19 protein-coding genes and 1 riboswitch are annotated in these 18250 nt (G+C 67.3%); of the genes, 5 read left to right on the forward strand and 14 right to left on the reverse strand.

Annotated elements, in window-relative coordinates:
- Window positions 1-83: 83 nt before the first annotated feature.
- From ureG to FQV39_RS16815, 8 genes are read right to left on the reverse strand one after another with little or no spacing between them, the layout of a single operon-like run.
- Window positions 84-704 (reverse strand): urease accessory protein UreG, encoded by a 621-nt coding sequence (gene ureG / locus FQV39_RS16780; protein WP_149131323.1) that lies wholly within the window; start codon window positions 702-704, stop codon window positions 84-86.
- A complete protein-coding gene (locus FQV39_RS16785; RefSeq protein WP_149131324.1) occupies window positions 701-1399 on the reverse strand; it encodes an urease accessory protein UreF in 699 nt (232 codons plus the stop codon). The genes ureG and FQV39_RS16785 overlap by 4 nt, the downstream gene beginning before the upstream one ends.
- Complete coding sequence (locus FQV39_RS16790) at window positions 1356-1865, reverse strand: urease accessory protein UreE (protein ID WP_149131325.1); 510 nt, start codon at window positions 1863-1865, stop codon at window positions 1356-1358. Before FQV39_RS16790 ends, FQV39_RS16785 begins: the two co-directional genes overlap by 44 nt.
- 8 nt (window positions 1866-1873) lie before the next feature.
- Window positions 1874-3586, reverse strand: coding sequence for an urease subunit alpha (ureC, locus tag FQV39_RS16795; protein ID WP_149131326.1), 1713 nt, complete (start codon window positions 3584-3586; stop codon window positions 1874-1876).
- Window positions 3586-3891, reverse strand: coding sequence for an urease subunit beta (locus tag FQV39_RS16800; RefSeq protein WP_149131327.1), 306 nt, complete (start codon window positions 3889-3891; stop codon window positions 3586-3588). The genes ureC and FQV39_RS16800 overlap by 1 nt, the downstream gene beginning before the upstream one ends.
- Window positions 3892-3895: 4 nt before the next feature.
- Window positions 3896-4471: a HupE/UreJ family protein gene (locus FQV39_RS16805; RefSeq protein ID WP_149131328.1), complete on the reverse strand. Its 576-nt coding sequence runs from the start codon at window positions 4469-4471 to the stop codon at window positions 3896-3898.
- A gap of 21 nt (window positions 4472-4492) precedes the next feature.
- Window positions 4493-4795, reverse strand: coding sequence for an urease subunit gamma (locus FQV39_RS16810; protein ID WP_149131329.1), 303 nt, complete (start codon window positions 4793-4795; stop codon window positions 4493-4495).
- A gap of 9 nt (window positions 4796-4804) precedes the next feature.
- Window positions 4805-5641 (reverse strand): urease accessory protein UreD, encoded by an 837-nt coding sequence (locus FQV39_RS16815; protein ID WP_472840649.1) that lies wholly within the window; start codon window positions 5639-5641, stop codon window positions 4805-4807.
- Window positions 5642-6298: 657 nt separating this feature from the next.
- Between FQV39_RS16815 and FQV39_RS16820 the strand changes: the two genes are divergently transcribed.
- The 5 genes from FQV39_RS16820 to FQV39_RS16840 all read left to right on the forward strand — a co-directional run bounded on the left by FQV39_RS16820 (window position 6299) and on the right by FQV39_RS16840 (window position 11092).
- Entirely contained in the window at window positions 6299-6694 is a 396-nt protein-coding gene (locus FQV39_RS16820; RefSeq protein ID WP_149131331.1) for a (R)-mandelonitrile lyase, read from the forward strand.
- A gap of 24 nt (window positions 6695-6718) precedes the next feature.
- On the forward strand, window positions 6719-7723 hold the full coding sequence (locus FQV39_RS16825; RefSeq protein WP_149131332.1) for a 1-aminocyclopropane-1-carboxylate deaminase/D-cysteine desulfhydrase: 1005 nt from the start codon (window positions 6719-6721) through the stop codon (window positions 7721-7723).
- A 34-nt stretch (window positions 7724-7757) separates the two neighbouring features.
- Window positions 7758-7966, forward strand: a riboswitch (cobalamin riboswitch).
- 272 nt (window positions 7967-8238) lie between these two features.
- Entirely contained in the window at window positions 8239-9270 is a 1032-nt protein-coding gene (locus FQV39_RS16830) for an ABC transporter substrate-binding protein (RefSeq protein WP_149131333.1), read from the forward strand.
- Window positions 9267-10310, forward strand: coding sequence for a FecCD family ABC transporter permease (locus FQV39_RS16835; protein WP_149131334.1), 1044 nt, complete (start codon window positions 9267-9269; stop codon window positions 10308-10310). Before FQV39_RS16830 ends, FQV39_RS16835 begins: the two co-directional genes overlap by 4 nt.
- Window positions 10307-11092 (forward strand): ABC transporter ATP-binding protein, encoded by a 786-nt coding sequence (locus FQV39_RS16840; RefSeq protein WP_149131335.1) that lies wholly within the window; start codon window positions 10307-10309, stop codon window positions 11090-11092. Before FQV39_RS16835 ends, FQV39_RS16840 begins: the two co-directional genes overlap by 4 nt.
- Before the next feature lie 230 nt (window positions 11093-11322).
- Here the strand turns inward: FQV39_RS16840 and FQV39_RS16845 are convergent, their stop codons facing one another.
- The 6 genes from FQV39_RS16845 to FQV39_RS16870 form a co-directional block, all read right to left on the reverse strand.
- Window positions 11323-11853 (reverse strand): protein-tyrosine phosphatase family protein, encoded by a 531-nt coding sequence (locus FQV39_RS16845; protein WP_149131336.1) that lies wholly within the window; start codon window positions 11851-11853, stop codon window positions 11323-11325.
- 23 nt (window positions 11854-11876) lie between these two features.
- Complete coding sequence (locus FQV39_RS16850; RefSeq protein ID WP_149131337.1) at window positions 11877-12983, reverse strand: acetate/propionate family kinase; 1107 nt, start codon at window positions 12981-12983, stop codon at window positions 11877-11879.
- Window positions 12980-13927, reverse strand: a complete 948-nt coding sequence (locus tag FQV39_RS16855) for a bifunctional enoyl-CoA hydratase/phosphate acetyltransferase (RefSeq protein ID WP_149131338.1) — start codon at window positions 13925-13927, stop codon at window positions 12980-12982. The genes FQV39_RS16850 and FQV39_RS16855 overlap by 4 nt, the downstream gene beginning before the upstream one ends.
- Before the next feature lie 56 nt (window positions 13928-13983).
- Window positions 13984-15105, reverse strand: coding sequence for an alpha/beta fold hydrolase (locus tag FQV39_RS16860; protein WP_149131339.1), 1122 nt, complete (start codon window positions 15103-15105; stop codon window positions 13984-13986).
- A gap of 82 nt (window positions 15106-15187) precedes the next feature.
- Window positions 15188-17080 carry a heavy metal translocating P-type ATPase gene (locus FQV39_RS16865; protein WP_149131340.1) on the reverse strand — a complete coding sequence of 631 codons (1893 nt, stop codon included), beginning with the start codon at window positions 17078-17080 and terminating at the stop codon, window positions 15188-15190.
- Window positions 17081-17116: 36 nt separating this feature from the next.
- Entirely contained in the window at window positions 17117-18250 is a 1134-nt protein-coding gene (locus FQV39_RS16870) for an ABC transporter permease (protein ID WP_149131341.1), read from the reverse strand.

Consider the following 18250-nt stretch of genomic DNA (forward strand, 5'->3'; position numbering starts at 1 on the left):
AATCCAGGGGCGACAGAGCTCTACGTCCTCCTGGATTGCTTCGCTGCGCTCGCAATGACGGTTCAGTCTGATCGAAAAGGGCTCTAGGCCGCCGCCAGGCCGCCATTCTCCTCAATGAAGCCGACGATGTCGTCGAGGCCGATGCGACGGTTGAGGTCGGTGAAGACGAAGGGCCGTTCGCCGCGCTGCTTCTGCGTGTCCGCGCGCATCACGTCGAGGTTCGCGCCGACATAGGGCGCGAGGTCGATCTTGTTGATGATCAGCAGGTCCGAGCGGGTGATGCCCGGCCCGCCCTTGCGCGGGATCTTCTCGCCGCCGGCGACGTCGATGACGTAGAGCGTGATGTCGGCGAGGTCCGGCGAGAAGGTCGCGGCGAGGTTGTCGCCGCCGGATTCGATGAAGATCACATCGAGATCGGGAAAGCGCCGGCGCATCTCGGCGATGGCCGCGAGATTGATCGAGGCGTCCTCGCGGATCGCGGTGTGCGGACAGCCACCGGTCTCGACGCCGATGATGCGCTCTTCCGGCAGCGCCTGCAGCCGGTTGAGGATCAGCTCGTCCTCCTTGGTGAAGATGTCGTTGGTGACGACGGCAACCGAGTAGCGGTCCCGCATCGCCTTGCAAAGCTTCTCGGTGAGCGTCGTCTTGCCGACGCCGACCGGCCCGCCAATGCCGACCCGGAGTGGACCATGGGAGGATTTCACGAGCGGAACACCCTGGAATACTGCGTTTCGTGGTTCATCGATAGGATGTCGGCGAGGATGGTGCAGGAGCCGAGATCGTCGAGCGTCGACACCGCCGCGCGCTGCGCGGTACGCAAGATGATCGGCTCCAGCGCGGCGAGCGTCGCCACCCCGTCGCGCTGACCGAGTGGCACCAGCCGGACGCAGGCCTGGACGAGGTTCGAGGCGAAGGCGTGGAGATAGGCGATGAGCGTATCCTCCAGCGCGACGCCATGGCGCGCCGCGGCAACGCCGACAGCCACGGGATAGGCTGTCACTCCTTCCCCACCTGCCGAGGGCTCGCCGCTCCAGGCCGCCATCGCATCGATGAAAGCGCCGCCCTGCAGGGTCGTCTCCATGTGGCGCTCACGTGAGCCGGACATCGCAGCAGCGAGTTCGGCAACATCGTCGGTGCCCTCGCCAGCGGCAGTGCCGCGCCAAGCCTCGGCCAGCAGCACCGCGTCGTTCCAGGCGGAACCGTGCTCCAGCAGGGTTTCGAGCCATTCGATCAGGCTCGACCGATCCCGGATCAGCCCGTCATGGATCGCCCGCTCCAGCCCATGGCTATAGGCGAAGGCTCCGATCGGAAACGCCGGGGACAGCCACGTCATCAGTCGTGCGAGTGTGACGGCGTCAGTCATGCTGGTGGTGGTGATCGTGTGCGTGGGCGTGACCATGTCCCTGCGCGTGCTGGTGCCCATGGCCGTGATCATGCCCGTGGGCGTGATAGGCGCCATGCACCGGCTGGAACCGGGCCACGACCTCCCGAACCGAAGCGCCAAGCCCTTCGAGCATGGCGCGAATGACGTGATCGCGCTGGATCAGGATGCGGTCCTCGTCGATCTGCGCCGGCAGATGGCGGTTGCCGAGATGCCATGCGAGATGGCGCAGCGGGCAGACCGCGCCCGGCCGCACCTCGTAGAGCTCTTCTTCCGCCGCGACGATCGCGACCGCGCGGCCATCCTCCAGCACGAGCCTGTCGCCATCGGCGAAGAGCACGGGCTCGGGCAGGTCGACCATCACCTTCTCGCCCTGGTCGGTGGTGACGAGCTTGCGGCGCAGATGGCGCGCGGCATGGTCGAGCCGGATCGTGCCGGCCGGCTGGCCGGCACCACCATGGCTATGGGAAATGGCGCGGAGCATGGCGGGCCTCAGAACAGGAAATAGCGCTGCGCCATCGGCAGCACGGTCGCGGGTTCGCAGGTCAGGAGTTCGCCATCGGCACGGACCTCGTAGGTCTCGGGGTCGACCTCCATATGCGGCGTGGCGTCGTTGAGGATCATCGAGGCCTTGGAGATGCCGCCGCGCGTATTCTCGACGGCGAGCATGCCCTTGGCGACGCCGAGCTTGTCCTTCAGCCCGTTCGCGATCGCGGCCTGGCTGACGAAGGTGACGGAGGACACGGCCGGCGCGCGACCCATGGCTCCGAACATCGGCCGGTAATGCATCGGCTGCGGCGTCGGGATCGAGGCGTTGGGATCGCCCATCGGAGCGGCCGCGATCATGCCGCCGACCAGCACCATCTCCGGCTTCACGCCGAAGAAGGCGGGGTTCCAGAGCACGAGATCGGCGCGCTTGCCGACTTCGACAGAGCCGACATGCTTCGACAGCCCCTGCGCGATGGCGGGGTTGATCGTGTACTTCGCGATGTAGCGGCGCACCCGCAGATTGTCGTTGTCGCCCTTCTCCCCAGGGAGGCGCCCGCGCTGCAGCTTCATCTTATGCGCGGTCTGCCAGGTGCGGATCGGCACCTCGCCGACGCGGCCCATGGCCTGGCTGTCGGAGGAGATGATCGAGAAGGCGCCGATATCGTGCAGGATGTCCTCGGCCGCGATGGTCTCCTTGCGGATGCGGCTCTCGGCGAAGGCGATGTCCTCCGGAATCGACGGCGACAGGTGGTGGCAGACCATCAGCATGTCCAGATGCTCGGCGATGGTGTTCTGCGTGTAGGGCCGCGTCGGATTGGTCGAGGACGGGATGACGTTCCTGAGCCCGCAGACCTTGATGATATCAGGCGCATGGCCGCCGCCGGCGCCTTCCGTATGAAAGGCGTGGATAGTGCGGCCCTTGAAGGCCGCGACCGTGTCCTCGACGAAGCCACTCTCGTTCAGCGTGTCGGTGTGGATCATCACCTGCACATCGTAGTCGTCGGCGACAGTGAGGCAATTATCGATGGCAGCGGGCGTTGTGCCCCAGTCCTCATGCAGCTTGAGCGCGCAGGCGCCGCCCTCGATCATCTCGATGAGGGCAGCCGGCTTCGAGGCATTACCCTTGCCGGAAAGCCCGAGATTGATCGGCACCGCATCGAAGGACTGGATCATCCGGCCGAGATGCCAGGGACCGGGCGTGCAGGTCGTCGCCAGCGTGCCATGGGCCGGGCCGGTGCCGCCGCCGAGCATGGTGGTGACGCCGGCCATCAGCGCCTCCTCGATCTGCTGCGGGCAGATGAAATGAATATGCGCGTCAACGCCGCCGGCGGTGAGGATCTTGCCTTCTCCTGCGATCGCCTCGGTGCCCGGCCCGATGACGATGGTGACGCCGGCTTGCGTATCGGGATTGCCGGCCTTGCCGATGGCGACGATCAGCCCGTCCTTCAGGCCGATATCGGCCTTCACGATGCCCCAGTGATCGACGATCAGCGCATTGGTGATGACGGTGTCGACCGCGCCCTCAGCGCGGCTCGCCTGGCTCTGGCCCATGCCGTCGCGGATGACCTTGCCGCCGCCGAACTTCACCTCCTCGCCATAGACGGTGAAGTCCTTCTCGACCTCGATGATCAGGTCGGTGTCGGCGAGCCGGACCCGGTCGCCGACCGTCGGTCCGTACATCTGCGCATAGGCGGCATGGGAGAGCTTGGCCGGCATCAGAGTTTCCCCATCACCTTCTGCTGGAAGCCGTAGACGGCGCGCCCGCCACCGAACGGGACAAGGCGCACCTCGCGCTGCTGGCCGGGCTCGAAGCGCACGGCGGTGCCGGCGGCGATGTCGAGCCGCATGCCGCGCGCGGCGGTACGGTCGAAATCGAGCGCCGCGTTGGTCTCGAAGAAATGGTAGTGCGAGCCGACCTGGATCGGCCGGTCGCCGGTATTGGCGACGAGCAGCGTGATCTGCGCCGCACCCTCGTTGAGAGTGATGTCGCCCGCGGCAGGAAAGACCTCTCCGGGGATCATCGGCTCAGACTCCCGCGACCAGCCAGAGGCCGGCGAGCGCCGTCAGGCCACCGGCGATGCGCGCCGCGATGCGCCCGCGGTGCGACAGCGTGTTGCCGGCAAAGCCGATGCCGGCCGCATGCAGCAGCGCCGTGGCAAGCGCGAAGCCGACCATGAAGGGCAGGCTCGTCGCAGAGCCGATCTCGCCGCCATGAGCATAGCCGTGGAACAGCGCGAAGAAGCCGACCATTGCCATGCCGACCGGCGTCGGCACCTGCAGCGCCATCAGCGCGAGCAGCCCAAGCACCACGACGGAAGCCGCGATCACCGGCTCGACGAAGGGCAGACCGATGCCGGCCAGCGCCGCGGCGAAGCCGAGCATCATCGTGGCGACGAAGGCGAGCGGGATCGCCCAGACAGCGCGCCCGCCGACGACGAAGGCCCAGAGGCCGACGCCGACCATCGCCAGGATATGGTCCGCGCCGAAGAGCGGATGCGAGAAGCCGGCAGCGAAGGAGCCATGCTCGGCGGGGTTGAGATGGGCGAAGGCCGGGCTCGCGGCGACGACGCTCAGGATCAGGGCGATCGACAGTCTCTTCATGGCAGCCTCCGGCTCGCGATGTCAGCGGATCGGTTCATGGACGGTGACGAGCTTGGTGCCGTCCGGGAAGGTGGCCTCGACCTGCACGTCGTGGATCATCTCGGCGACCCCCTCCATCACCTGCGCACGGGTCACGACATGGGCGCCGGCCTCCATCAGCTCGGCGACGCTGCGGCCGTCGCGCGCGCCCTCGACGACGAAATCGCTGATCAGCGCAATCGCTTCCGGGTGGTTCAGCTTGACGCCGCGCTCGAGCCGACGCCGGGCCACCATGGCCGCCATGGAGATCAGGAGCTTGTCCTTCTCGCGCGGTGTCAGGTTCATGCCGTCATCCTAGAGTTGCCAGACCTTGGGCAGTTCGCGGCCACCCATGAGAAGCGTTAGCAGCGGTTCCAGCCGCCGCCTGAGTGCGAGCCCGGTCTCCTCGACCAGACGCGCGAGAAACTTGCCGTTCCAGGCGCTGGCGCCCCCGTTCGGACCGATGACGGATCGGGCCTGATCCAGAAAGCGCTCGGGTGTCGCTCCGGCGAACAGCACCGTCGCCATGGCGCGTCGGCCGGCCAGGGCAGGCTGCGGAGCCAGACGCGCGGCAATGTCTCCTTCGACGCGCAGATCGTCGGCAAAGATCAGGCGGCCGTCGCGGCGAATGCGCCAGCGGTCGTGCAGATGGCCGCTGCGCAACGTCTCGCCCATTGCCACCCGGCCGAACAGCACGGCTTCGACGGCAACCAGCTCGGCATCGCCTGCGAGATCGGCTTCGAGGCTGCGGGACAGGCGCCCGCCATCGAAAAGAATGGTTTCCTGCGGCAGCCAGGCAAGCCGCGCCCCGGCCGCGAGCCGCAGGGTGTTGCCGACGACGGCATCCGCGCCGGTCGAGCGATAGATGCGCTCGCAGGCCTGCGTCGTCACGCAGGCCGCCGCCTCAGGGCCGAGATCGACCTCCGTCGCCAGCCGGTCGCCGCCGGTCAGGCCGCCGGCGGTGTTGATCAGAATCGCCTGCGGATCAGCGCCGTCGATCGGCTTCGGCAGGCGGATCTTGGCGCAGCCTTCCTGGAAGAGTCGCTCAAGCCGCGTCGTTTCCGACTGCGACCGGAAGCGTATCCCCGCGCAGCCGATCGCGCGCTGCATGCGCGGCTCACTCGTCCGCACTGCCGCAATGTCGGGAGCCATGAGCATCAGCTGTTCCGCTGCCGCAGCGCGGTGGCCAAAGCGGGCTTCAGCGCCTGCAACCGTGCAATGAGCGCGGGGCGGGCCGAGTGTCGCACCTTGCCGCCGTTACATCCCTGCCAAGCTACCACCCTGCGCACGCCGCTCCTCCTAAACGTCGAAAAGCGACGCAAGCGATATGCCAGCCTAGAGCCGTTTTCGATCAGGTTGGATTGCAGAGCCGTCATTGCGAGGAGCGAAGCGACGAAGCAATCCAGGGGGACTGGGTTGAACGCTTCAGCCCAGCCCCCCCTGGATTGCTTCGCTTCGCTCGCAATGACGGTTCATTCTGAGCGAAAACCGCCACGAGGAAGAGTTGGCGCTTCAGACGCCGCCACCTGCACAGGAAATCGGCGGATTTTCCGGGAAGCTGTGGCGCATTTCGCGGCGAGCGCAGATGCCCGATCGACCGCGAGTCGATATCTGCATAAGAAATGGGCAATTCGTGATCGTTTCGCATGCGATTCCGATCGCTCGCTTTTGAGAAGGCTGTCGCGACGGACGCGGGAGACCTTGACGGTCGCGGTTCTCGGGTGATCCCCTCGCGATGAAACGACGCGGAGCGGGCGAGCCATCGCCAACCAACCCATCCGCCGAAACTCAAACCATCAGGAGATCGTCATGGAGATCATGCGCGCGGGCTCGCGGCCCTCGGGGAAAGGGCCGGCCGACTGGTTCACCGGATCGGTCCGGATCGACCCGCTGTTCAACCCGCATGCGCCGGAGCGTGTGCAGGGCGCGAGCGTCACCTTCGAGCCCGGCGCGCGGACGGCCTGGCATACGCATCCGCTCGGCCAGACGCTGATCGTCGTGAGCGGGGTCGGCCGGGTGCAGCGCTGGGGCGGGCCGGTCGAGGAGATCCGGCCCGGCGACGTGGTCTGGTTCCCGCCCGGCGAGAAGCACTGGCACGGCGCTGCCCCGTCGACCGGGATGACCCATATCGCGGTTCAGGAAGCCGAGAACGGCAAGGTTGTGGAGTGGCTGGAGCAGGTCTCCGATGATCAGTATGGCGGCTGATGGCCGACGTAACGGGACCAAACGATGACGCCTGAGCTTTCCAGCCTTCTGCGCGAGCCGCGCCACGTCCTGCTCGACACCCCAACGCCGCTGCAAAGGTTGCGCCGCTTCGAGGCGAAGCTCGAACGACCGGGCATCTATGCCAAGCGCGATGATCTGATGCCGATCGCGCTCGGCGGCAACAAGCTGCGCAGCCTCGAATACTGGCTGGGTGACGCGCTGCGGAAGAAGACCGACATCCTTCTGGTCGGCGGCGGCGCCAGCTCCAATCTCTGCCGTTTGACGGCCGCGGCGGCCTCGCTCGTCGGGCTGGACTGCCTCGTCCTGCACAACGCGCTGGACACGCCGGAGAACCGCCAGGCCTCATTCCTGAACCGGCTGTTCGGCGCCGAATTGCGTTTCCTCGGACCGGTCGATGAAAGCCAGCGCAACGCGGCGCTTGCAGCGGCAGCCGCAGAACTCGCCCGGCAGGGCCGGACGCCCATCATCGTCGGCGATCCCGTGCTGGGCGCAATGGGTTATGTCCGGGCTGCCTTCGAGCTGCATGAGCAATCGCAGCGTGAAGAAGCTCCGATCAAGCATGTCTTTCTCGCCGGCTCGATGGGGCCGACCGAGGCTGGCTTCATCTTCGGCAACGCCCTGCTGGGGCATCCCTTCCAGATCCATCTCGTCAGCGTCGAATACGAGCAGGCCGAACTGGCCGGCTATATCAGGCGCATCTACGAGGGCCTGCAGGAGCGGACGGGGCTCGACGTCGCCGCGCTGCACGATGCACCCCTGCACTATCACATGGGCCATCTCGGCGATGGCTGGGGCGCCCCGACACCGGCCTCGGAAGCCGCCATCCTGAGCTTTGCCCGCACCGAGGGCATCCTGATCGAGCATGTCTACACCGCGAAAACCTGCGCCTGCTTCCTCGAGCGGCTCGCCGATGGAGGGATCGCCAGCGGCGAGCCCGCTTGCGTGCTCCATACCGGCGGCACCGCCGCGCTCTTCTCGCAATTCGGCCTGTTCCGAACGCTGACCTAGCGTCGGCCTGCTTGACGGGCTTCGGTGCCGCTCTATGGTGCCGCTCGATCGAGGTTCTCCGGTTCGGCCCGGAGCTAAGAGGGAATTCGGTGAGGCGCACGCTGCGCCAAGGCCGAGGCTGCCCCCGCAACTGTAAGCGGCGAGCCCTCCGTCCATCGTCCACTGGCGCCACGCGCCGGGAAGGCCGGGCGGATCAGGCGTCGACCCGCGAGCCAGGAGACCTGCCGCGATCGCAAGGCGTCTTTCGGGCGGGGTGTTCCGGAGGGATGCGCATCGGCGGCCGGCTCCGGAGCTGCGCCCACCGACCGTATCCATCGAAGCTCCCGCCCTCATCTCGGGGAGCGATGAATTCCATGTCCATGATTTTCGGCCGGGCCGCAGCGAAGGCTGCGACGCGCTTGACGCGGTCGCGCCGTGCGACCTATGGGAAATGCAACATTGTTACACATGACGCGCACCACGCCGAAGCCTTCCAGCTTCACAGACGTGGTGCCCGCCCCAGCCGAGTTGCCTCCATGCGCCGTGCCTTTTCGTTGCTGCCCGCCCTCTTCGCCGTCGCAGCCGGCACTGCCCTGCTTGCTACGCCAGCCGCCGCCGGGCCGACGCAATATCCGCTGACGCTGGAGAATTGCCGGGAGACGATCACCTTCAACGCCGCGCCCAAGCGGGTCGTCGCGATCGGCCAAACCCAGACGGAAATCCTCTACGCGCTCGGCCTCGGGGACCGTGTGGTCGGCACCGCCGTCTGGTTCTCGCCCGTCGCCAAGCCCTATGAGGCCGTCAACGCCAAGGTGAAGCGCCTCGCCGACAATGATCCGAGTTTCGAGGCGGTGGTCGGACAGGAGCCGGATCTCGTCACCGCGATGTTCGAATGGCATGTCGGGCCGAACGGCATCGTCGGCAAGCGCGACCAGTTCCACAAGGTGAAGGTGCCGACCTACATCTCGCCGACCGACTGCGTCGGCAAGGACAATTCCGGCCCCGGCGACGGCGTGCGCACGCAGATGTTCTCGATGGAGCTGGTCTATCGCAACATCCGCGAGTTCGGGCAGATCTTCGATGTCTCCGACCGGGCCGAGAAGCTGGTCGCGGAGCTCAAGGCGCGCGAGGACAAGGCGGTCGAATCCGTCGCGAAGCTGAAGGCGCAGGACGTCCCCGTCGTCGTCTGGTTCTCCAGCAAGGACATCAAGGGCGACGGCTTCATGGCCGGCAAGAACGGCGTGCCCGCCTATATCCTGTCGAAGCTCGGGGCGCGCAACATCATCACCACCAATGAGGAATGGCCGCTGGTCGGCTGGGAGAGCATCGCCGCGGCCAACCCGGCGGTGATCGTCACGGTGAAGATGGACCGGCGCCGCTTCCCGGCTGATGACATCGAGAAGAAGCTCGCATTCCTGAAGACCGACCCCGTCGCCAGCAAGCTCGATGCGGTGAAGGGCAACCGCGTCGTGATCATGGATGTCGGCGCAACCCGCGCGGGGCTCGACACGGTTGACGGCATCGAGACGCTCGCCAAGGCGATCGCCAGCTTCGGCCTCACCCCTTGAGCCACGCCGCCCACGGCCCGAACTGGCCGGCGCGGATCGGCGTCGCGCTCCTGTCGCTGGTGGCGCTCACTGTCTCGGTGGCGCTGGCGGTGACGATCGGCGAGATGGCGATCCCATTCGATGTCGCCCTCAAGGCGCTCGGCAACGGGCTGTTCGATCTCGGCCTGCCGGTCGGCGCGATCCAGCAGGGCGTCATCTTCGATTACCGCTTGAGCCGGGCGCTGATGGCGGGATTGTGCGGCGGAGCACTGGCGCTGTCGGGCGTGATCCTGCAGGCGCTGCTGCGCAATCCGCTGGCCGAGCCCTATATCCTCGGCATCTCGGCCGGCGCCTCCACCGGCGCGGTCGCGGTGCTGATCCTCGGCGTCGGCATCGGTGGCATGGCGGTGAGCCTGTCGACCGGCGCCTTCATCGGCGCCTGTGCGGCACTCGCCGTCGTCGCGCTGCTCGCGTCGGGGGCTGGCGGGGCGAGCGACCGCGTCATCCTGGCCGGCGTCGCCGCCTCGCAGCTCTTCAACGCCGCGACAGCGACCATCGTGACGACGCTCGCCAGCGCCGAGCAGGCGCGCGGCGTGATGTTCTGGCTGCTCGGCAATTTCGGCGGGGTGCGCTGGCCGGATCTGTGGATCGCGACGCCGGTCGCGCTGATCAGCTTCGGCATCTGCATGCTGCACGCCAAGGCGCTCGACGCCTTCGCCTTCGGCGTCGATGCTGCGGCCTCGCTCGGCGTGGCGGTGGTGCGCGTTCGGATCGTGCTGTTCGCGACGACCGCGGTGATGACCGCCGCGATGGTCAGCATCGTCGGCACGATCGGCTTCGTCGGCCTCGTCATCCCGCATGCGGCGCGCTTCCTCGTAGGCTCGGGCCATGCCCGGCTGTTGCCGGCCTGCCTCGTCATCGGTGCGATCTTCATGATCCTCGCCGATATCCTCTCGCGCGTGCTGGTGCCGCAGCAGATCCTGCCGATCGGCGTGGTCACCGCCCTGTTCGGCGCGCCCGCCTTCGCACTGATCCTCTATCGCGCCCGGAAGCCGGCATGACGCTCGCGACGCATGACGTGCGCTGGGGCGCCGCCGGACGGATGATCGTCGACGGCGTGACGCTTCATGCCGCTCCCGGCCGCATCCTCGGCCTGATCGGCCCCAACGGCTCGGGAAAATCGAGCCTGCTCAGGCTGCTCTGCAGGCTGCGCAACGTCGCCAGTGGCGTCGTGACGCTCGACGCACGCGACATCGCCACGGTGCCGCGCCGCGAACTGGCGCGCCGGCTCGCCTTCGTCGAGCAGCAGGCCACGACCGAGGTCCAGCTTTCCGTGTGCGACGTCGTGCGCCTCGGCCGCACGCCGCATCGCGCCGCGCTCGCCTCCTGGGCCACAGCGGACGAGGCCGCCGTCAACGCGGCGCTCGCCCGCGTCGGGCTCGCCGACAGGCACGAGCAGCTCTGGCACACCCTCTCGGGCGGGGAGCGCCAGCGCGTGCACATCGCCCGGGCGCTGGCGCAGGAGCCGAGCGAGCTGATCCTCGACGAACCGACCAACCATCTCGACATCCAGCACCAGCTCTCGATCCTGACGCTGATCCGGCGGCTCGGCGTCACCTGCATCGTTGCGCTGCACGATCTCAACCTCGCCGCGCTGTTCTGCGACGAGATCGCGCTGCTGCATCAGGGGCAGCTCCTGGCCGCCGGCGCGCCGGAAGCCGTCCTGACGGAGGAGACGATCCGCGCGGTCTTCGGTGTCGCCGTGGCGATCCGGCCGGGCACCGCCGGGCGCCGCCATATCGAATATCTGGTCGATCTGGAGCGCGGCGAAGCGGGAGCGTGACTGAGAGCCTGCTGATTTTACGCGGAAACACGGCATCATCCCGGGCTTGACCCGGGATCCATGCCAGAGCGTTTCCGACAAAGGTTCAGGCATGGATCCCGGCTCTCCGCGGAGTTTATCCTTGGGCCGATCAAAGATCGGACCCGAGGGCTCCGGCCGGGATGACCCGCGCTTCCATGAAAACGCAGCATGTTCTAAGGCGCGCATGTGCCGCAGGCCTTGAAACCCGTTCACTGGCCGGAGGCTTTTCCTCCGGAATGCACCGCCTCTTCGGCGTAGCGCGCGACCAGCTGCTTCTGCACCTCCGTCTCCGGCCCCGAGCCAGCGGCGGTGATGGCTGCGACCGCCTCCTCGCCGCTCAGGCCGAGCGCGACCAGGATGCAGGTCGCGACCATGCCGGTCCGGCCGATGCCGGCGGCGCAGTGAACGAACAATTGCCTGCCCGCCTTCAGGTCGTGGGCGGCTTGTTCGGCAAGAGCCCTCAGGCCGCCCCCATCATCGGGAACGCCGAAATCGCCGATCGGAAAGCGCGTGACGGGAATGCCGAGATCGGACTGCCGCGCAGCGTAATCCGGCGACTTCAGCGCGATCTCTTCCGAGGGCGTCAGGCAGATGATGCGGCCGATCCTTTGCTGGGTCAGGTCAGCCAGATCGTTCTCCAGCGGCCGCAGCCGGCCCGGCATCGGCCCGAGCCAGAGCGTGCCGGCAATCTCGGCCGGCAGATCGACGCGTCGCATGAAACCGGTTTGGGTGCTGATCATCCCAGCCTCCCTCGTTCTATCGATCAAGCGAGCAGCGCCTTCGCCTGGACGGCCATGACGCGCTCCTCATTAGCCGGAATCACCAGAACCTTGAAATCGCCAAGGAAGCTGAGACGATCGAGGATGGCGTTGCGAACCGGCGCGGCATGCTCCCCGATGCCGCCGGTGAAGACCAGGCCGTCGATGCCGCCCATCGCCGCCGCCATTGCCGCGCTGAACTGCGCGACCTTCAGCGCGAAATAATGGAGGGCGAAACGGGCGCGGGGATCGTCGCTGTTCAGCAACGTTTCGACATCGTTGGAGAGACCGGACAGGCCGAGCAGGCCGGAGCGCTCATAGAGCGCGTCCGAGACCTCTTCAGCGCTCATGCCCAGGCTCTGGAACATGTAGAGCACCGCGCCGGCGTCGAGCGCGCCGCAACGTGTGCCCATCGGCAAGCCGTCAAGTGCCGTCATCCCCATGGTCGTGTCGATGCTGCGGCCGCCCCGGATGGCGCAGAGACTGGCGCCATTGCCGAGATGGGCAGCGACGACGCGGCCGGCATGGAGATCGAGATGCCGCTCGGCCAGCACCATCTCCAACCACTGATAGGACAGGCCGTGGAAGCCGTAGCGGCGGATGCCCTTGTCGCGCAGCCCCTGTTTGAGCGCGAAATTGTGGGTCAGCGCATCGTGCCGGGCATGGAAGGCAGTGTCGAAGCAGGCGATGTTGGGCACCTCGTCCATCAGGCGCCGGGCGGCAGCCACCGCGGCGAGATTATGCGGCTGATGCAGCGGCGCCAGCGGCGAGAGCGCTTCCAACGCGGCAAAAACCTCGGGCGTCACCACGACCGGATCGGCATAGCGCTCGCCACCATGGACGATGCGATGGGCGACGGCCTGCATCCGCCAGCCATCGTCATGATGGTCGACGAAGGCAAGAACAGCACTCAGCGCCGTGTCGTGGTCGCAGGCCTGCGGCAGCGCGATGCGCTCGCGCGGGCCGTCGGCGAGGCTCGCATCCATGACCGGTTCCGGCTCGCCGAGGCGCACCGCCTTGCCGCGAGCGAGCACGCTGAGGTCGTCGCTGCGGAAGACCTGGAATTTGAGGCTGGAGGAGCCGGCGTTGAGGACGAGGATGGTGTCGATCACTTGATCCGCCCCGTGCGGCGCGCGTCGGCCAGGAGGACGGCCAGCACGCAGGAGAGCAGGCGCGCGCGCAGATTGTCGGCCCGGCTCGTCAGGATGATCGGCACCCGCGCGCCGAGCACGATCCCGGCCGCATCGGCACCGCCGAGGAAGATGAGCTGCTTGGCCAGCATGTTGCCGGCTTCGATCTCGGGCACGAGCAGGATATCGGCATGTCCGGCAACGGCTGAGACGATGCCTTTCTCCTTCGCCGCCGCGATGCTGATCGCGTTGTCGAAGGCGAGCGGCCCGTCGACGATGGCATCGGTGATCTGGCCTCGATCGGCCATCTTGGACAGGGCGGCGGCATCGAGCGTCGCGCACATGCGCGGGTTGACGGTCTCGACGGCAGCGAGCACCGCCACCTTGGGCAGCTCGTCGACGCCGTTCAGCGCGACATGCCAGAGATTGACGGCGTTCTGGACGATGTCGGCCTTGGTGGCGAGGTCTGGCGAGATGTTGACCGCCGCGTCGGTGATGATGAAGGGCTTGGGATAGCTCTCGATATGCATGACGAAGGCATGGGAGATGCGCCGCTCGGTCCGCAGGCCGGAGTCGGCGTGCACGACCGCGCCCAGCAGTTCGTCGGTATGCAGCGAGCCCTTCATCAGGGCTTCGAGCTTGCCGGTGGCGGCCAGCGAGACGGCCTTTGCCGCCGCTTCATGGCTGTGCTCGGTGTCAACGACCTCCCAGGGCGAGATATCGACGCCGGCTTCCTGGGCGGCCGCTTGGATACGCGCGGCCGGGCCGATCAGGACCGGATCGATCAGCTGCTCGGCGACCGCATCGGCGACGGCCTCGATCACGTTGGCCTTGACGGGATGAACCACCCCTGTGCGCACAGCCGCAAGGTCCTCGCAACGACCGAGTGCGAGCTGAAAATATTCGGAAGCGGACAGCGTCGTCATGGCGCGGCGAGGGCTCCGGGATGGGTAGGTGTTTCGGATAGCGTGACGTGCAGGCGTCAGCCCTGCGCGGCGATCCAGCGGGCGATACCGGGCCAGGTTTCGCTCAGCGTCTTGCGCCCCATGAACAGGCCGATATGGCCGCCGGGCACCAGCTTCTTCTCGATCTTCTTCCTGGGTGTGCCGACGAGGTCCTCCGCCGCAAAGACCTGCTCGCTGGTGGTGATGTCGTCCTCGGCGCCGGCGAGGAGATAGACCGGGCAAGTGACGTCCTTCAGGCTCAAACGCCGGCCGAGGCCGACGAACTCGCCCTTGGCGAAGCGGTTCTCCTTGAAGATCTGCTCGATGGCCTGGAGGTAGTAGACGCCGGGCAGGTCGAGCGGGTTCTCGTACCAGGCCGCGAAGGTCTCGGTGCGGTCGAGATAGTTCTTGTCTGCGATGTTCTGGTAGAGCCGCACGAACTTGTCGACGTAGTGCTCGGCGGGATGCATGTTCTTCCAGCCGGCGAGCATGAAGCGCCCCGGCATCAGGCCGCGCCCGAGCCTGACCATGTCGCGATAGCTCTTCAGCGGCAGGGTCTGCGCCATGCGCTTGATCGGCCCATTGCCGGCATCGGCGTCGATCGGGGAGCCGGCCAGGACCAGCGACTTGACCTTGCCCGGGAAGCGCGAGGCCAGCATCGCGCTGAGCCAACCGCCCTGGCAGAGGCCGACCAGATGCACGACGCCGCCGAGATCGTCGATCGCGGCGTTGAGCTCGGCCAGATAGGTGTCGATGCTGAAATAGCGCATCTCCTGCGTCGCGGACTTCCAGTCGGTGACAAGGACGTGGCCGATGCCGTTGGCGAGCATCGTCTCGACGAGGCTTTGGCCCTTGTCGTAATCGGCGATGGTCGCGCCATGCCCGGCATAGGGCGCGTCGATCAGGACAGGAATTCCGCCTGAGTCGGGATTGCCGAATTCGCGCAAGGACATCGTCGGCAGGTCGAGGCGCACCGTGTTCGGCGTCGCCCAGTCCGGCGGCGGCGGGCGGGTGATCTTCACCGCCTCGGAGAGGAAATCGAGATTGCGCTCGGTCAGGCGCAGGGCGGCGTCGACGGGCCAGAACCAGGGCAGGCTGAGTTCGTCGGAACCGCTTGTCGGCTGGCGAGATGTCTTTATTGCGTTTCGGCTGGTAGCCATGGTCGAAACACCCGCATCGTCGGTCGGCCCGGACCGTAGACAGCCGATCTGGCCGAGGCAACCGCGGCGGCCTTGCGCCAGGTCAAACCCCGTCTGCGATGCGCGGCTCCGGAGCGGCCTCCAGATTGCGGCCCGGCGCCATCGGGCCGACGAGCGTGCGCAGGGCGTTGACGATGACAGCCACGTCGATGCCCTGCTGCAGGAAGGCTCCGACGACGGGCGGAATGTAACCGAAAGCTGCGAAGACCATCGCGACCCCCGACAGGCCGAGGCCGACGACGATGCTCTGCTGCGCGATCGCCCGCGTCCGCTGCGCGATCGCGACCGCTTCCGCGACCCGGTCGATCCTGTCGACCAGGATCACCACATCGGCCGCTTCGGAGGAAGCGGTTGCACCTCTTGCGCCCATCGCCACGCCGACATCGGCGGCGGCCAGCGCCGGTGCGTCGTTCAAGCCGTCCCCGACCATCATCGTCGGCTGACGCGCCTTCTCCGCCGCGATGGCAGCGACCTTCTCGGCGGGGCTGCAATCGGCTTTGACCTCATCGATAGCGAGGTGAGCGGCAACCTCGGCCGCCGTACCGGCATCGTCGCCCGTCACCATCAGGATGCGATTGACCCCGGCGCCATGCAGACGGTCCAGCGTCACGCGCGCGTCGGGCCGCACCGCATCCGCCAAGGCAAGGAAACCGACGAGCTGCCCATCGATAGCGACAAAGACGGCAAGAGCAGCGGCACCGCCGAGGCCCGCTTGTGCCGTCCGGGCCCAGTCCGGCAGCGGCCTTTCGCCCAGCACGAGGCTGCGCGAGCCGGCGCGGACATGCCTGCCGTCCACGACGCCTTCGAGACCCGAGCCCCGATATTCCCGCACCGCGGTGGGCTGAGAGAGGGGCTGCAACTTCTGGCGCGCCAGCGCGACCAGCGTTTCGGCGAGCACATGGTGCGAGGCCTGTTCGAGCGAGGCAACGAGACGAAGGATCTCGTCCGCCTCGACCGCGGGAGCCGTGTCCAGCGCGACCAGCCGGGCTCCGCCCTCGGTCAGGGTTCCGGTCTTGTCGAAGATCGCCGTGCGGACCTGCCCGAGCGCCTCGATGGCTGAGCTGCCCTTCATCAGGATGCCGGCACGGGCGGCACGGGAAACGCCGCCGATGAAGGCGACCGGCGCGGCCAGGATCAGCGGGCAAGGCGTAGCGACGACCAGCACGGCGAGCGCGCGGATCGGATCGCCCGAGAGCCACCAGGCGAGACCGGCGACAATCAAGGTCGCTGGCAGCAGCAGCAGCGCGAAGCGATCGGCCATGCGGATGAAGGGGGCCTTCGCGGTCTGCGCCGCCTCGACCATGCGGACGATGCCGGCATAGGTGCTGTCGCGCGCCGCCGCGGCGGCGCGATAGCGGAAAGCTTCGCCAGCATTGACGGTGCCGCTGCGCAGCACCTCGCCTTTTGCCTTCGCTTCGGGCAGCGGCTCGCCGGTGACGGCGGATTCGTCCAGCCGGGCCTCGGCATCGAGGAGCTCGCCGTCCACCGGCAGCATCTCGCCGGCCCGCACCAGCAGTTCGTCACCGACGGCCACATCCTCCGCGGCGACATCGACAAGGCCACCCGCCTCCTGGCGGTGAGCGATGCGCGGCGTCCGGTCCCGCAGCGAGCGGAGCTCGCGCTCCGCCTTGCCGCGCGCATAGTCCTCCAGCAGGTTGCCGCCGGAATACATCATGGCGACGACCACGCCGGCGAGTGGCTCGCCCATCGCGATGGACGCGATCATGGCGACGAGGGCGATCGCGTCCACGCCGAGCCGCCCGGCCAGCATGTCGCGGATCATCGAGACCGCCAGCGCCACGGCAACCGGGATGGTGGCTGCCGTCCAGATCAGGTCCGGCGACCACGCGCCGTCGACACGGCCAGCAAGCAGCCCAGCGACAGCGCCTGCCAGCGCGATGGCGAACAGGCTCAGATGGATGACCATCTCACGCATCGAAACTGCTCCGGTTTCGCCTCGGGCCGGCGTCGCTCAAGCGAAGATCACCTTGCGGAAGCGCGCGAGCGCGAAGGCGAAATAGGCCGCCCCGATCGCGATGATCTTGGCGATCTCGGGCCAGACGACGTCGAACCCCGCTCCGCGATAGAGCACGCCTTGCGAGAAGGAGACGAAATGCGGCGTCGGGCTGAAGATCCGCATGATCCACTGCAGCCAGATCGGCATGCTCTCCATCGGCGTCGTCGCGCCTGAGAGCAGCTGCGTGACCACGAAGACCGGGATGGCGAGCAGGCCGAACTGCCCCATCGTCGTCGCCAGCGTGCCGAGCAGGATGCCAAGCGCCGCGACCGAGAAAGCGTAGATCGCGGTCCCCAGCACGAACAGCAGAAGCGAGCCGGCGATCGGAACGCCCAATGCCCATTCAACGATGAACACGAGCGATGCGACCGCCGCGACCAGGATGACGAGTGCGTTCGCCACCATCTTGGCGAGCATGATCTCGACTGGCGTGACCGGCATCACCAGGAGATGCTCGACCGTGCCCTGCTCGCGCTCGCGGATCAGTGCCGCGCCGGTCAGCACGATCGTCAGCAGCGTGACGTTGTTGAGGATCTGCATGACCGAGCTGAACCAGCCCGAGTCGAGATTGGGGTTGAAGCGCGCCCGCACCACCAGATTGATCGGCAGCGAGGTTGTGGTCTCGCGCCCGGCCTGCCGGTTTGCGATCTCCTGCGCGATGATCTGCTGGATGTAGACCGCGCCGTTGCCGGCCTGGGTCATCGCGGTGGCGTCGATGTTGAGCTGCAGCGTTGCAGGACGCCCGGCCTGCAGGTCCGCCTGGAACTTGGGCGGGATCTCCAGCACGAAGACCAGGCGGCCGGAGTTCATCTCGGCGTCGATCTCGTTTGCGGCAATGCGCTTGGAGACCTTGAATAGTGGCGGGCCGAAGGCGCCCAGCAGGCTGCGCGAGAATTCGGACTGGTCCTCGTCGACGATGCCGATGGTGAGATCGCGCGCCTCCAGCTTCACGCCGGTCGCGACGGTGTAGACGGCGATGCTGAAGGTGTAGACCACCAGCACCAGCATGATCGGGTCGGCCCGGAGGCTGCGCAGCTCCTTCACCACGAGGCGCAGGATGTTCTGAAGATGGATGACGAGCGCGGCCAT

The organism is Bosea sp. F3-2, assembly GCF_008253865.1.
In the GTDB taxonomy this organism is placed as follows: Bacteria; Pseudomonadota; Alphaproteobacteria; order Rhizobiales; family Beijerinckiaceae; genus Allobosea.